The 13,737-nt window shown below is 70.3% G+C and carries 13 protein-coding genes; 6 read left to right on the forward strand and 7 right to left on the reverse strand.

The genetic code is table 11. The annotated features are described in order from the left end of the window. Positions 1–151: 151 nt before the first annotated feature. Complete coding sequence (locus tag AB0C96_RS13765) at positions 152–2,131, forward strand: amino acid transporter (protein ID WP_362916924.1); 1,980 nt, start codon at positions 152–154, stop codon at positions 2,129–2,131. A gap of 120 nt (positions 2,132–2,251) precedes the next feature. Here AB0C96_RS13765 and AB0C96_RS13770 read toward each other — a convergent pair whose 3' ends face one another. Beyond that, complete coding sequence (locus tag AB0C96_RS13770) at positions 2,252–2,473, reverse strand: hypothetical protein (protein WP_362916926.1); 222 nt, start codon at positions 2,471–2,473, stop codon at positions 2,252–2,254. A gap of 165 nt (positions 2,474–2,638) precedes the next feature. Here AB0C96_RS13770 and AB0C96_RS13775 point away from each other — a divergent pair, with 165 nt between their 5' ends. Further along, positions 2,639–3,445, forward strand: coding sequence for a TetR/AcrR family transcriptional regulator (locus tag AB0C96_RS13775; protein ID WP_362916928.1), 807 nt, complete (start codon positions 2,639–2,641; stop codon positions 3,443–3,445). Here AB0C96_RS13775 and AB0C96_RS13780 read toward each other — a convergent pair. From AB0C96_RS13780 to AB0C96_RS13800, 5 genes are all read right to left on the reverse strand, one after another. Next, entirely contained in the window at positions 3,343–3,693 is a 351-nt protein-coding gene (locus tag AB0C96_RS13780; RefSeq protein ID WP_362916930.1) for a hypothetical protein, read from the reverse strand. The genes AB0C96_RS13775 and AB0C96_RS13780 overlap by 103 nt on opposite strands. Before the next feature lie 139 nt (positions 3,694–3,832). Beyond that, complete coding sequence (locus AB0C96_RS13785) at positions 3,833–5,020, reverse strand: transposase (RefSeq protein WP_362916932.1); 1,188 nt, start codon at positions 5,018–5,020, stop codon at positions 3,833–3,835. A 527-nt stretch (positions 5,021–5,547) separates the two neighbouring features. Continuing rightward, positions 5,548–5,958: a glycosyltransferase family 2 protein gene (locus AB0C96_RS13790; protein WP_362916934.1), complete on the reverse strand. Its 411-nt coding sequence runs from the start codon at positions 5,956–5,958 to the stop codon at positions 5,548–5,550. A gap of 11 nt (positions 5,959–5,969) precedes the next feature. Further along, positions 5,970–6,311, reverse strand: coding sequence for a glycosyltransferase family 2 protein (locus AB0C96_RS13795; protein ID WP_362917099.1), 342 nt, complete (start codon positions 6,309–6,311; stop codon positions 5,970–5,972). Continuing rightward, positions 6,212–6,613: a hypothetical protein gene (locus AB0C96_RS13800; protein WP_362916936.1), complete on the reverse strand. Its 402-nt coding sequence runs from the start codon at positions 6,611–6,613 to the stop codon at positions 6,212–6,214. Before AB0C96_RS13800 ends, AB0C96_RS13795 begins: the two co-directional genes overlap by 100 nt. A 322-nt stretch (positions 6,614–6,935) precedes the next feature. Between AB0C96_RS13800 and AB0C96_RS13805 the strand changes: the two genes are divergently transcribed. Then, the gene (locus AB0C96_RS13805) at positions 6,936–7,661 is read left to right on the forward strand and encodes a transcriptional regulator (protein WP_362916938.1); all 726 of its coding nucleotides are present in this window, start codon (positions 6,936–6,938) and stop codon (positions 7,659–7,661) included. Between the two features lie 82 nt (positions 7,662–7,743). Here the strand turns inward: AB0C96_RS13805 and AB0C96_RS13810 are convergent, their stop codons facing one another. Further along, complete coding sequence (locus AB0C96_RS13810; RefSeq protein ID WP_362916940.1) at positions 7,744–9,303, reverse strand: nucleobase:cation symporter-2 family protein; 1,560 nt, start codon at positions 9,301–9,303, stop codon at positions 7,744–7,746. A gap of 388 nt (positions 9,304–9,691) precedes the next feature. On the opposite strand from AB0C96_RS13810, the gene AB0C96_RS13815 reads away from it, so the two are divergent. From AB0C96_RS13815 to AB0C96_RS13825, 3 genes are read left to right on the forward strand one after another with little or no spacing between them, the layout of a single operon-like run. Further along, a complete protein-coding gene (locus tag AB0C96_RS13815; RefSeq protein WP_362916942.1) occupies positions 9,692–12,034 on the forward strand; it encodes an FHA domain-containing protein in 2,343 nt (780 codons plus the stop codon). Positions 12,035–12,050: 16 nt separating this feature from the next. Beyond that, positions 12,051–12,692, forward strand: a complete 642-nt coding sequence (locus AB0C96_RS13820) for a hypothetical protein (RefSeq protein ID WP_362916943.1) — start codon at positions 12,051–12,053, stop codon at positions 12,690–12,692. Next, the gene (locus AB0C96_RS13825; protein WP_362916945.1) at positions 12,689–13,729 is read left to right on the forward strand and encodes a serine/threonine-protein kinase; all 1,041 of its coding nucleotides are present in this window, start codon (positions 12,689–12,691) and stop codon (positions 13,727–13,729) included. Before AB0C96_RS13820 ends, AB0C96_RS13825 begins: the two co-directional genes overlap by 4 nt. The last annotated feature ends 8 nt before the right edge of the window (positions 13,730–13,737 follow it).

The following is a 13,737-nucleotide window of genomic DNA, read 5'->3' on the forward strand; positions in this document are numbered from 1 at the left end:
GCCGGCTCATGCTGACGCCGCCCTGACGCAGGGGCACTTGCGGCGCCGATGTCGTCGGCGGCGGGGTGGGGCGCGGCAGTGGGCCACCGGTGATGCATACTCGCTCCTCATTGCTCGAACCGACGACCGACGAACGACAGGACGATCCCGCATGACCACCCCCACCCAGGCGGAACAACCAGCGCCTCCGGCGCCCGCCCCCGCCATCCAACGGTGGCGCGGCTGGCTGCTGGACGGGCTGAGCAGCCAGACCGCCCGACACCCCGGGCCGCACGGCACCCCGCCGGCGGAGCACCAGGGCCACTCCTGGTGGCGCGTCATGTGCCTCACGGGCGTCGACTACTTCTCCACCCTGGGCTACCAGCCGGGCATCGCCGCACTGGCGGCCGGACTGCTCTCGCCGTTCGCCACCCTCGTGCTGATCGCCCTGACGCTGCTCGGTGCGCTGCCGGTCTACCGCAGGGTCGCCAAGGAGAGCCCGAACGGCGAGGGCTCGATCGCCATGCTGGAGCGGCTGTTGCCCTGGTGGGCCGGGAAGCTGCTGGTCCTGGTGCTGCTGGGGTTCGCCGCCACGGACTTCGTGATCACCATGACGCTGTCGGCCGCCGACGCCTCGGCGCACGTGGTGGAGAACCCGTTCGCCCCGGCGGCGCTGCACGGCGCGAACCTGTGGATCACCCTGGTGCTGCTGGCGGCCCTGGGCGCGGTCTTCCTCAAGGGCTTCCGCGAGGCGATCGGCATCGCCGTCGGGCTGGTCGGCATCTACCTGGTGCTCAACGTCGTCGTCCTGGCCACCTCGGCCTGGCAGGTGCTCACGCACCCCGTCGTGGTCGGTGACTGGTGGCACGCGATGACCGCCGGGCACTCCTCGCCGCTGGCGATCGTCGGAGTGGCGCTGCTGGTCTTCCCGAAGCTGGCGCTGGGCATGTCCGGCTTCGAGACCGGTGTCGCGGTGATGCCGCAGATCCAGGGCGGCGCCACGGACACCGATGCGAAGCCGGTCGGCCGGATCCGCGGCACCCGCCGGCTGCTGACCACCGCAGCGCTGATCATGAGCGTCTTCCTGCTGCTGTCGAGCCTGGCCACCACCCTGCTGATCCCGCAGAAGGAGTTCGAGACCGGCGGCTCGGCCAACGGCCGGGCGCTGGCCTACCTGGCGCACGAGCATCTGGGCGAGGCGTTCGGGACCGTCTACGACATCTCCACCATCGCCATCCTCTGGTTCGCCGGCGCGTCGGCGATGGCCGGGCTGCTCAACCTCGTCCCGCGCTATCTGCCGCGCTACGGCATGGCCCCGGAGTGGACCCGGGCGGTGCGTCCGCTGGTGCTGATCTTCCTGGCCATCGCCTTCGGCATCACCTTCTTCTTCAACGCCAGCGTCGACGACCAGAGCGGGGCGTACGCGACCGGCGTGCTGGTGCTGATGCTCTCGGCGTCCTTCGCCTCCGCGGTCGCCGCCCGCCACCGCCGTCACCGCGCGGCCACCATCGGCTTCGGCGCCATCACCCTGGTCTTCGGCTACACCCTGGTCACCAACGTCATCGAGCGGCCGGACGGCCTGAAGATCGCGTTGCTGTTCATCCTCGGCATGCTGCTCACCTCGTTCGCCTCCCGCATCCACCGCGCCTTCGAACTCCGCGCCGTACAGGTCGACTTCGACGAGACCGCGGCCCGGCTGATCGACACCGCGATGGCGGCCGGGCCGCTACGGGTGATCGCCAACGAGCCCGACGAGCAGAACGAGGAGCAGTACCGGGAGAAGGAGTACAGCCAGCGCGAGCAGACCCACATCCCCGACGGCCGCCCGGTGCTCTTCCTGGAGGTGACGGTCACCGACTCGTCGGACTTCACCGCCAACCTGCACGTCCGGGGCGAGGAGCGGTACGGGGCGCAGATCCTGCGGGTGGAGGGCGCCGGCGTGGCCAACACCATCGCCGCCGTGCTGATGCAGCTGCGCGAGCACACCGGTCAGGTCCCGCACGCGTACTTCAACTGGACCGAGGGCCATCCGTTCAGCCACCTGCTGCGCTTCCTGGTCTTCGGCGACGGTGAGGTCGCTCCGGTCGCCCGGGAGGTGCTGCGCCGCGCGGAGCCCGACCCGGCCCGGCGCCCGCGGGTCCACGTGGGCTGACCGCGCCCCCGCGCAGACGCGAGAACCTCGACGGCTGGGCCACCCGATGTGTCGGGTGGCCCAGCCGTTGTGCGTGCGGGAGCGCCGTGACCGGCCGACGCGCCCGAGGTGCCGGGTAGGTCAGGTCCGTCGGCCCAGTGCCTTGGCCCGGGCGTGCGACCAGCCGGTGAGCAGCACACCGACGACCACCAACAGCACATGGGCGGCCAGGGTGGCCGCGAAGCCGGTACCGAGCCAGCCGAGCAGTCCGATGTTGCCGTGGTCGAAGAGCAGCCGGACCGCTCCCTGGGCGAAGACGACCATGGTGGCCGCGCCGATGATCTGTAGGACGTCGTACTTCATCGGTCCTCGAAGTCCTCTCGAAAGAGTTCTGTTGTCCCCCATCAGGACGTTACGAACGTATCATTGGGAAAGTCGCCAAAGGCGCTGCAATTACTGCGGAATTCGATTTACGTCACACAATTTCAGGTGCCCTGGAGGGGAATTGTGCGTGAGGAAAAGAGGCGGGTGACCGGCCCTGCGTGCCGGATGTGCCGCACGTCCGTCACCCCCGCGGGACGCGGCCGGCCGGCGCTCTACTGCTCGCGCAGCTGCCAGGCCAAGGCCTACCGGCGGCGCAAGCAGGCGCCTGCCACGACGGCCGGGCGGCCGGCGGCGAGCGCGGCGCAGGCCCGCCGGCGACGGCAGATCGCCGAGGCGCTCTGGCGGATCGCCGCCGAGCAGGGGCTGCACGCGGCGAGCCTGCGGGAGGTGGCGGCCGAGGCCGGGGTGTCGCTGCGGGCGGTCCAGTACCACTTCGAGACCAAGCACCAGCTGCTGGTCGCCGCGCTGCACATGCTCCACGCCGAGAACGAGCGGATCGCCCGCTCCCGCATCGCCCCCGACCCGGCGGACCCCCGCGCTCTGCTGCGTGCGGTGCTGGCGGAGTTCCTGCCCGTCGACGCCCAACGCACCACCGCTCTGCGGGTGTTCGCGGCCTACTACGCCCGCAGCCTGACCGACCCCGCGCTCGCCGCGGTCTTCCTCGCCGCCGAGCAGCCCCTGGAGCGGCTGGTGGCGGAGCTGATCGGGGTGGCACAGGCGGCCGGACAGACCGCGCCGGGCCTCGACGCCTGGCGCGAGGCCGATCTGCTGGTCTCGGGGGCGGTGGGGCTGGGCAGCGATGTGTTGCACGAACGCCGCACGCTCGAGGACGTATGGCGCACCCTGGACTACCACCTGGACAGGATTTTCGCCGGGGACCCGGCGCGCACGGCGCGGGTCCCCGGCGAAACGGACGGCGGCGGCGGTCGGCGGGCGGCGGGCTCCGGATAGAACTCGCGCGGCCGGCCGGAGCCGTCCTTGAGACGGCCGAGCATGCTGGCCGGGTATTCGAGGAGCCAGTAGCTGACCGCCGCCACCGGCACCGCCACGAGGAACTCGATCAGCAGCGCGAGCGGGAAGCCCGACTGGCCGGTGGGGAGCAGCCCCGCGTGGTGCAGCTGGAGCATCACCGGCTCGTGCCAGATGAACAGGCTGTAGCTGACCAGTCCGACGGCGGTCAGCCAACGGGCCGTCAACATGCGTTGCCAGACGGTGTGTTGACGTACATGGAGGGTGCTGAAGAGCAGCACCACCCACAGGGCCGATGCGATCGGGTGGTAGAAGTTGAATCCTCCCCCTCCTGAGGGAGGGGGATTCCTAGCTCACTTTGCCTGGCACCTAGCAGGTGGCAGGGCTTACAGGATCAGCACTAGCCGGGTTGAGACCAGCCCGGACGAGCATCACGCGGGCGGAGTTCTTGTCTCTGGGCGAGACGGCTCCGCACGCGGTGCACGTGTACGTTCTCTCGGACAGGGGGAGTGCGTGCTTGGCTCTCGCTCCGCAGTGTGCGCAGTCCATGGTGGTGTGCGCGGGGTGCACGAGGCGCACGTCGCGCCCGTGCTTACGGCCCATCTCGACCAAGGCTCGCTTCACGGCGCCGATGGCGGCGTCGGCCGCTTTGCGGGCCATGGTGGTCTTCGCAAGGAACTTCGGCCGGAAGTCCTCCACCGCCAGGGCGTCATGGTCACGGACCACGGTATTGGCCCACTTGCGGCCGGTGTCCTGTCGCTGCCTGGCGATCTTCTTTGACACCTTCGCCGCCGCCTTGCGGGCCTTGCGGTACCCGGCGGTGTCGGGCCGGTTCTTCGGCGTACGGCGCCGGGCCATCATCCGCTGATAACGAGCAAGCTTGTGTGCAGCCGTCTTACCGTGCCCGGCATGCGGCAGGTCATGGGCATCGGACGTGGTCGTCGCAATCTCCTTCACGCCCCAATCGATACCTATCACGCGGCCAGTGGCCGGCAGCGGCTCTGTCTGGGCGGTCACGACGAACGAGGCGTACCAGTGGCCGATGCTGTCCCGGTACACCCGCACCGACGACGGAGCAGACGGCAGGTCACGGGACCACACCACCCTCAGCACGATCCCGCCCGCCAGGCACAGACGCCCGTCCTTGAGGCGGAAACCACGCTGGGTGTAGTTCAGCGACGGCGCCGCCTCACGCTTCCGCTTGATCCGGGGCATCCCGGCCCGCTGCCGCATCGGCAACTTCGCCTTGATGTCCTTCAACGCCTTGGCCCGGGACTTCGCGAAGTCCCGGATGATCTGCTGCTGAGGAACACTCGAACCCTCACGCAGCCACGCCATCGACCACCGGGCCTCGGTCAGCATCTTGTCGAGCTGCGCCGGACCGCACGTCGTCTTCTCGCCGGTGGCCTTGTTGTGCCGGTGGACCTTGCGGGACATCGCCACGCACTCGTTCCACGTCCACCGGCAGCGCGCCCACTCGGCATCGAGCCGGGCAAGCGCACTGGACGACACCCGAAGACGGAAGGCGTACCGGGCATGAGCCGACTCGGCAGACATCCCAACACCCCTTCGTTCCTTACCAGTTGACTGAACATATCAGAGAAAGCACAGGCCAGAGCATGTATCGAAGGGAACCCCGCTGCTTCGCGACTCCGGACCGAGGACCCATTCCTCCCCGGCCTGAAGGCCGCGGCTCCTGGTAGAGATCCGGTGAAGGTGGCGTTCTCCGGCCCGGATTCCAGGGACAGCGTGAACAGGCCGGCCAGGGCGAGGGCGGCGAGCGGCGGCGCGGTGCGCGGACCGAGCCGCCCCCGGCCCCCGAGCGCGGCCGTCGCCACGGCCGGCCCCATCCCGGCCGCGAACCCCCCGAAGCGGGCCGGCGGACCGAAGTACACCACCCAGTCGGTGCGCGGCACCTGCAACGCGTAGTGTGCGACCGCGAACAGCAGCACACAGCCCGCGGCGCACACCGCCACCCGGGTGCGGCGCTGCCACAGTGGCCGGCAGGCGCGGACCGCCAGCGGCCCGAGCACCACCAACACGAGGTACAACAGCACCTCCAGCGAGAGCGACCAGACCCTCCTTCAGATGGGCCTGAAGTGGCTGTAGAAGACGGTCGACACCAGGAAGTACGACCAGAACCACCTTCGGCGCGACCGGAGTTCAGGAACCGCCAGCCGCCAGGCGAAGAGCGCCTGCACGGGTCCGGCCACCAGGGTGAAGGCCATGGCCAGTACGCAGACGGGCACCGCCCGGTCGAGGTGCTGTAGACCACCGGCCTTCCAGGCCGCGTACATGAGGATGGGCAGGATCTGAAGGGTCAGCCACGGCTGCACCTCCCGCCAGCCCAACAGGACGAACAGGCCCAGCTTCTGACGGGCCGTGAAGGCCGGTGACCGCAGCCCCCGCCAGAGGTGTTTGAGCGAGACCTGGAGCCAGCCCTGCGCCCAGCGGGAGCGCTGGTTCCACAGCGCCTTGAGCGTGGTGGGCGCCAACTCGCGGGAAATCAGGGTGCGGTCGACGGCGAACGGGGCGCCTCGGCCAGCGCGCGCAGGGTGGAGTCGATGTCCTCGGTGAGCATCGAGCTGTGCATACGGGTACGGGCGAGCAGGTCGATGCGCCAGAAGCCGTTCAAGCCGCCGAAGACCCCGAAGCCGGAGAGCCGGGTGCGGCCCGGGTGGCTGACCGCGTAGATCGCCTCGAACTCCACCGCCACCAACTCGGCGAACCGGGAGCTCTCGCCGTTCCCTATGGCGTAGTGGCCCTGGACCACGTCATGGCCGTTGGACAGCCAGTACCAGGCGTCCTCGAAGGCGGAGCGGGCGGGATGGTGGTCGGCGTCGAAGATCCCGACGAACTCGCCGCGGACGCGGTCACCGCGGCGTTGATGTTCTGCGCCTTGGAGGTGGAGCCGGCGACCGGCAGCAGCACCAACCGCGGGTCGCGGGCGGCGATCTCGCGGAGGGTGTCCTCGACCGGCCGCAGGTCCCGGTGCCGGAGCGCCCTTCGTACGGCGTCCCGGGCCTGGTCGGTGGCTCGGGTGCGGTCGGCGCAGCCGGTCAGCGGCAACCAGCCGATCGCCGGGGTGAGGCGGACGTTCTCGTCCGCGACGACGAACCGGGTGCCGGCCACGGTCGCTGCGACCTTCAAGGAGACATACGAAAGCGGGTCCGGTCGCCGCGTAACGCTCTCATTACAGACAACCCTCCGAGCGGTCACTACCACCCGGTAAGCACCGACCCATCGGCTATACCCAGTAAGCGAGTTGATGACTGAAATGGGACAGATGGTGTGCATCCCGCGCACTTCCCGCTCGCGCCGCCGCCCTCGCCCTCCGCGCCGCCAACTCGAAGGGCGAACTGGAGGTTCGTACCTATGGACGATCTGTTAATCTGCCCGCCCCTGGATGTTCCTCCATCTCCCCGCCCCCAAAGCACCCCTCCATCGCCGGGTGCAGCGAGGTGTCCCGTACGTGTACAGCACTCCGTTCTCCCCCGCCGAGGCCAGATCCGCGCGGGCCCGGGTGGGCCTGAGTACGGCTCAGGTCGCCCAGTCCATGACGGCCTGCGGTGCGCCGGTCCGCCCGGAGCTCATCGAGGCCTGGGAGTACGGCTCGCAGGCACCGACCGAGCACCAGTTGTTCGTGCTGGCCGACGTGCTGTGGTGCGCGCCGACCGTGCTGATGGGCGTGGAGCCGCGGACGCTCGGCGAGCACCGGATGTCCCGCCAGATGAGCGTGGAGCGCCTGGCCCAGCTGATCGGGATGGACCCGGCGGCCTACTACGCGGCGGAGACGGCACAGCAGTGGAACGGTGACTACCGCCAGACCAAGGCGCTGGTCGAGGCGCTGGGGCTGTCGCTGCGGAAGCTCATCGGGGTGATGGGGCGGGACGAGGAGCTGGCCGGGCACCTGCGAGCGGCGATCGAAGGGCGTTGGAAGGCGCACGTCGGACCGGTCGTCGAGATCACCACGCTGAACAAGACCCGGGTGAGCGACGCGTTGCGCACGATGCACGCCGAGTTCGCGGAGTTCTCCGAGCGCTACATGGGGCATCTGGTGGCGCGCAACGACGACGCCCGGCTCAAGGAGGTCGCCGCCGAGCGCTCGGCGTTCCTGCGCCGGCTGGTCGACCACTTCTGGGAGCTGATCGGCGATGCGGGCGAGGCACCGCCGTTCAACACCGTGCCCACGCACTGACACGCCGCGCCGACGGACGGGACGGGCCGCACCGCGGACCCCACCGCGGGGGTCCGCGTCGCCCGTCGGCCGCCTGACCGGTTCAGCGGTTGGGGGCTCCCCAGTGCGGGCCCTGCGGGTGCCGCGGCCCCTGCGGATGCTGCGGGAACTGCGGGTCGTACGGGTCCGCCGGGGCGTAGGCGCCCATCGGGTCGTGCGCACCGGCCGGTCCGGGCAGATCCGCCCCGGGGTGCCCGTCGGCCGGTTCCTCGGCGCCCTCGATCTCGTCCCAGTCGATCTCCACCGCCTTGCCGCGGGCGGTGACGTGGAAGAGCAGGTTCAGCACGATCGCGGTCAGACCCCCCAGCGTGATACCGCTGTTGAGGACCGCCCGGACCCCCTCCGGCATCCGCTCGAAGAACGGCGCGACCGCGCTGGGCAGCATCGCGGCGCCCAGGCTGACGGCCAGGATCAGCGCATTGCGCTCCTCGCGCAGGTCCACCTTGCCCAGGATCTGGATGCCGACCGTGGCGACCATGCCGAACATCGAGATCGCCGCACCTCCGAGCACCGGGTGCGGAATCGCGGCGACCAGGCTGCCCGCCTTCGGCAGCAGCCCCAGCACGATCATGAAGCCGCCGGCCGCGACCACCACGAACCGGCTCATCACCTTGGACATCCGCACCAGGCCGATGTTTTCGGCGAAGGCCACGTAGGGGAAGGAGTTGAAGACTCCGCCGAGAACGGTGGCGACACCGTCGGCGCGCAGGGCCCGGGCGACGGTGTCGTTGTCGACCCGCTTGTCGGTGATCTCCCCGATGGCGTAGACGTCACCGGTGGTCTCCACCATCGTGATCAGCATGACGACGACCATCGCGATGATGGGGAACAGCTCGAACTTCGGCATTCCGTAGTGGAAGGGCGTGCTGACGCCGAACCAGTCCGCCTTCTGCACCGCGCTGAAGTCCACGTCGCCGAGGAACCAGGCGACCGTGGTGCCGGCGACGAGGCCCAGCAGTACGGCCAGGCTGCTCAGGTACGGCTTACCGATCCGGACCACGGCCAGGATGAACAGCAGGGTGCCCAGGGCGTATCCGAGGTTCTTGAGGTCGCCGTATTCCGGGTGGCCGATCAGCTGCGCACCGCCGGCGGCGTCTTGGAGCGCCTGCGGAATGAGGGTCAGACCGATGATGGTGAGGATGGTGCCGATGACGATCGGCGGGAAGTACTTCACCAACTTGCTGAAGAACGGGGCGAACAGGAAGGTGGCTATGCCCGCGGTGATCACCGCGCCGTAGACCACGAGCAGCCCGGCGGTGCCGCCGCCCGCGCCCTGCCCGATGGCGATCATCGGCGAGACCGCGGTGAAGGTGACGCCCTGGACCAGCGGCATCTTGGCGCCGATCTTCCAGACGCCGAGAGCCTGGATGATCGAGGCGATACCGCAGGTGAACAGGTCCGCATTGATCAGGTAGACGAGCTGCTCGTGGGAGAGCTCCAGGGCGTTTCCGAGCAGGATCGGAACGATGACCGCGGCCGCGTAGAAGGCGAGGACGTGCTGGAATCCGTACAGGGTGAGTTTCCCGACCGGGAGCACCTCATCGACGGGGTGCGCCTGCTGGCGGGAGAACTGCTGGGGGTCTTGTCGGGAGACTCGTGCCATCTCTGCCTTGCCTTCACGAGGTAGGTGAATAAGAAGGGACCGACGCCGTCGCACCCTGGAGGGGCGGACGGGCCGGCTGGGTCCTACAAAGCCGACGTTGAGCGGTGTTGCCGACACCACGTAGCCCTGCGCTGCACATTGCGTCCTGGTTCGACAGGACTTCCTTCGATCAGCGCGGCAAAGTCCAGAATTTGCATGGAATTTGCAGGTGCGGCTAATCGGCGCGCTCACCCTAGTTGACCTGCGACCTTCCGCGCGAGTAACCGCCCGTGTTCGCTCGCATAAAGGGGGATGATGCCCCGAAATGCCGTTTTGAGTAGGGGCTTTGTGGTGCCTGACGGGGCGGCGAGAACAGGCGGGGCGGAGCCCGGAGCCGTAAAATTCTGATATGGCTGAGCGGCCGAATGCGCCCACCGCGCCTGAACTGGTCGTCGAGTCCGACGGCGGCACTCAGGTGATGGAGCCTGGCCGCATCTATCACGTGGGGCGGGACCCCGCGAGCGAAGTCGTCCTGAGTGATGCCAGGGTTTCCTGGCATCACGCGGTCCTGCGGGCCGAGGCCGGCCACTGGCTGGTGGAGGACGAGGGCAGCACGAACGGCACCTTCACCGACGGCCGACGGATCACCGAGTCCGGCGTCGGGCCGGGCAGCGTGATCCGGTTCGGCAACCCCGCCGACGGGCCGTGCGCGGTGCTCTCCACGGTGCCGCGGCCGACCCGGATCGGGCGGCCCTCCGCCGTCTCGCACCCCGACGGCACCCACACCTTCCGCCGCCCCAGCGCGGTGCGGCCGATCCCGGCCGCCCGGACCACCCGGATCGGCCGAGCGCCCGACAACGACCTGGTCGTCGACGACCTCTCGGTCTCCCGCCGGCACGCCGAGCTGCGCGCCGGACCCGAGGGCTTCGAGATCGTCGACCTGGAGAGTCACAATGGCACCTACCTCAACGGCCAGCCGGTCGACCGGGCGCCCATGATCCCCGGCGACATCGTCGGCATCGGCCACTCCGCGTTCGCCCTGGTCGGCGACGAGCTCCAGGAGTTCGTCGACACGGGTGAGGTGTCGCTGGACGTACAGGGCCTGGCCGTACGGGTCAACGGCGGCAGCCGGACGCTGCTGGACCAGGTGTCGTTCCCGGTGGGCGAGAGGTCGCTGCTGGCCGTGGTCGGTCCGAGCGGCGCGGGCAAGTCCACGCTGCTCAACGCGCTGACCGGGCTGCGCCCCGCGGACGACGGCACGGTGCTCTATGACGGCCGTGACCTCTACCGCGACTACGCGGAGCTGCGCCAGCGTATCGGGCTGGTGCCGCAGGACGACATCCTGCACCTCCAACTGACCGTGCGCCGGGCCCTCACCTACGCGGCCCAGCTGCGCTTCCCCGGCGACACCGCGAAGGCCGAACGGCAGGCGCGGGTCGACGAGGTGATCCATGAACTGGGCCTCGACCAGCGGGTGGACCAGCCCATCCACAGCCTCTCCGGCGGCCAGCGCAAGCGGGTCAGCGTGGCCCTGGAGCTGCTGACGAAGCCCTCGCTGCTCTTCCTCGACGAGCCGACCTCCGGGCTGGACCCCGGTATGGACCGGTCCGTGATGCACATGCTGCGCGGTCTGGCGGACGACGGCCGTACCGTCATCGTCGTCACCCACAGCGTGCTGAGCCTGGACGTCTGTGACCGGCTGTTGGTCCTGGCGCCGGGCGGGACGATCGCCTACTACGGGCCGCCGGAGGAGGCGCTGCCGTACTTCGGGTACGCGCAGTGGCCGGAGGCGTTCGAGGCTTTCGAGAACGACAGGGGCCGGGACTGGGCGGGCCAGTACCGCGCCTCGCCGCTGCACCGGCGCTACATCGCCATGGACTCCCACCAGCCACCGCGCGCCCCGGAACCGCCGAAGGGCCCGGTGGAGGCGCACACGGCACAGAGCTGGGGCGGGCAGTTGGGCACCCTGGTCCGGCGGTACGCGGCGGCGCTGAGCTCCGACCGCACCTTCCTGATCATCATGGTCGCGCTGCCGTTCGTGATGGGCGCGATGGCGCACGCGCTGGCCGGCTCCAGCCTGACACCGGACTCGGCGCTCAACGGGCTGCTGATCCTGTGCGTCGGCGCCGTGCTGACCGGCGCCGCCAATGCGGTGCGCGAGCTGGTGAAGGAGCGGACGATCTACCAGCGGGAACGGGCCGTCGGCCTGTCCCGCACGGCGTATCTGATGTCGAAGGTGCTGGTCCTGGGCGTGATCACGGTCGTGCAGGCGGTGGTGCTGACGATGGTGGGGCTGGGCGGCGTCAAACTGAACGCACCAGGCGGCAAGGGGGTGTTGATGCCGCCACTGATCGAAATCACCCTCGCTGTCGCGCTGTTGGCGTTCACCGCCATGATGCTGGGCCTGGTGGTCTCCGCGCTGGTGCGCAAGGAGGAGGTCACCATGCCGCTGCTGGTCCTGCTCGCGATCATCCAGGTGGTGTTCTGCGGTGCACTGCTCCCCCTGCACGGCGTGCCGGGGCTGGAGCAGCTGGCGTGGCTGGTGCCGTCCCGGTGGGCACTCGGTGCCATGGCGGGCACCATCGACCTGCACCGGCTCGTACCGCAGGGCCTCACCTCGGACCCGCTGTTCCACCACACGCCGGGCACCTGGCTGCTCAACATGGGCATGATGGTCGTGCTCTCTCTGGTCTCGGGGTTCGTGGTGACCAGGCTGCTGCGGCGGCACGAGCCGGAGATCATGCGCGAGTAGTACCGAGGAGCCGCCTGTGACCTCCCCAGACTTCCTTCCCAGCCATGTCGTCCCGCCGGAGGGTATGGCGACGTGGTCGGCACCGGACGCGACCCGGCCGAGCACCCCGCTCGATCCGCTGCTGCCCGTCCAGGTCATCGACCGCCGTGGCGACTGGGCGCTGGCGCTGTGCTCCAACGGCTGGTCCGCCTGGGTCGACGGCCGACTGCTGCTGTCCGTACCGCACGACCCGCCGGCCGCCGGGCAGCCCGCCGCCCGGACCGCGGACCCCCGGCCGTTGCTGGGCGACGTGGAGGGCGCACTGGGCCGGTACCGGCGGCTGGTCGAGGAGTTGGCCGGCGGGCAGCTCGACGGCGAGTCGTTCGCCGAGCAGACCCGCGGCACCCGGCTGGGCGTGGTCGTGGACGGCGACGCGCTCTGGCTCTACGACGCGCGGCACGAGCGGTGGTGCTACTGCGACGGGGGGTCGTTGCAGACCTACGCGGTGGCCTCCGGACCGTCGTCCCGGGGCTCCGGAGAGGAGTCACCGCCGGCGTCCGGGGCGGGCGAGCAGCACGGAGCACCGCCCGAGGCGTCCGCGGGGTCCTGGCCGGACGCCCCGCCGCGGGCGCCGCAGTTCGCACCGGGCCCGCCGGCCCCGCCGGGTGAGGCCCGGTGAACGGCGAGCCGCCCGGCCGCAGCCGGGAGCGGTCCACCGCGCCCGACTCCTCCGGGCTGCGCGGGCGCCGGATCGCCACGTACCTGTTGCAGGACGAGATCGGCCGCGGCGGGATGGCGGTGGTCTACCGGGCCCAGGACACGGAGCTCGGTCGCACCGTGGCGGTGAAGCTGCTGGCCCCCGAGTTCGCCCGCGACGACACCTTCCGCCGGCGCTTCACCCATGAGTCACGGGTGGCGGCGGCGATCGACCATCCGAACATCGTGCCGGTCTTCGCGGCCGGTGAGGCCGAGGGCCTGCTGTACATCGCGATGCGCTACGTGCCGGGGCAGGACCTGGCGGCGCTGCTCGAACGGGACGGGCGGCTGCCCCTGGAGACCGCCTGCCGGATCGCCCTCCAGGTGGCCTCCGCGCTGGACGCCGCCCACGCCCACGAGCTGGTGCACCGGGACGTCAAACCGGGCAACATCCTGATCGACGAGGGCACCGACAGCGACCGCCCCGAGCACGTGTACCTGACCGACTTCGGACTGACGAAGCGGTCCCTGTCGCTGACCGGCTTCACCAGGACCGGCCAGTTCGTCGGCACGCTGGACTACGTGGCCCCTGAGCAGATCTCCAGCCGGCCGGTGGACGGCCGGTGCGACGTCTACAGCCTGGGCTGTGTGGTGTTCGAGATGCTCACCGGGGCGCCGCCGTTCCGGCGCGACGACGAGTTGGCGCTGCTGTGGGCGCACCAGTACGACCCTCCGCCGGCGCTCACCGAACTGCGCCCCGATCTGCCGCCGACCGTCGACGAGGTGATGGCCCGGTCCCTGGCGAAGGGGCCCGAGCAGCGCTACGAGACCTGCCGGGGCTTCGTGGAGGCGCTCCGGACGGCCGGCCGCGCCCCGATGCCCGAGCCGTCGGACGCTGTCGCGCCGGGCCACTCGATGACCCAGGTGGATCCCCGCCCGGCCTCGGATGGTCGGCGCAGCGCGGCTCCCCCGCCGCCACCGCGCTGGGCGACCCCGATGTTCCCCGGCCGTCCCGCATAGCCGTCACC

The sequence above is a fragment of the Streptomyces sp. NPDC048506 genome (assembly GCF_040651315.1).
Classification (GTDB): domain Bacteria; phylum Actinomycetota; class Actinomycetes; order Streptomycetales; family Streptomycetaceae; genus Streptomyces.

What these genes read in the sequence shown, in the direction of transcription:
- AB0C96_RS13780 (WP_362916930.1), bottom strand. Translation starts at nt 3,693, where the DNA reads ATGTTGACGGCCCGTTGGCTGACCGCCGTCGGACTGGTCAGCTACAGC.
- AB0C96_RS13785 (WP_362916932.1), bottom strand. Translation starts at nt 5,020, where the DNA reads ATGTCTGCCGAGTCGGCTCATGCCCGGTACGCCTTCCGTCTTCGGGTG.
- AB0C96_RS13815 (WP_362916942.1), top strand. Translation starts at nt 9,692, where the DNA reads ATGGCTGAGCGGCCGAATGCGCCCACCGCGCCTGAACTGGTCGTCGAG.
- AB0C96_RS13810 (WP_362916940.1), bottom strand. Translation starts at nt 9,303, where the DNA reads ATGGCACGAGTCTCCCGACAAGACCCCCAGCAGTTCTCCCGCCAGCAG.
- AB0C96_RS13765 (WP_362916924.1), top strand. Translation starts at nt 152, where the DNA reads ATGACCACCCCCACCCAGGCGGAACAACCAGCGCCTCCGGCGCCCGCC.
- AB0C96_RS13770 (WP_362916926.1), bottom strand. Translation starts at nt 2,473, where the DNA reads ATGAAGTACGACGTCCTACAGATCATCGGCGCGGCCACCATGGTCGTC.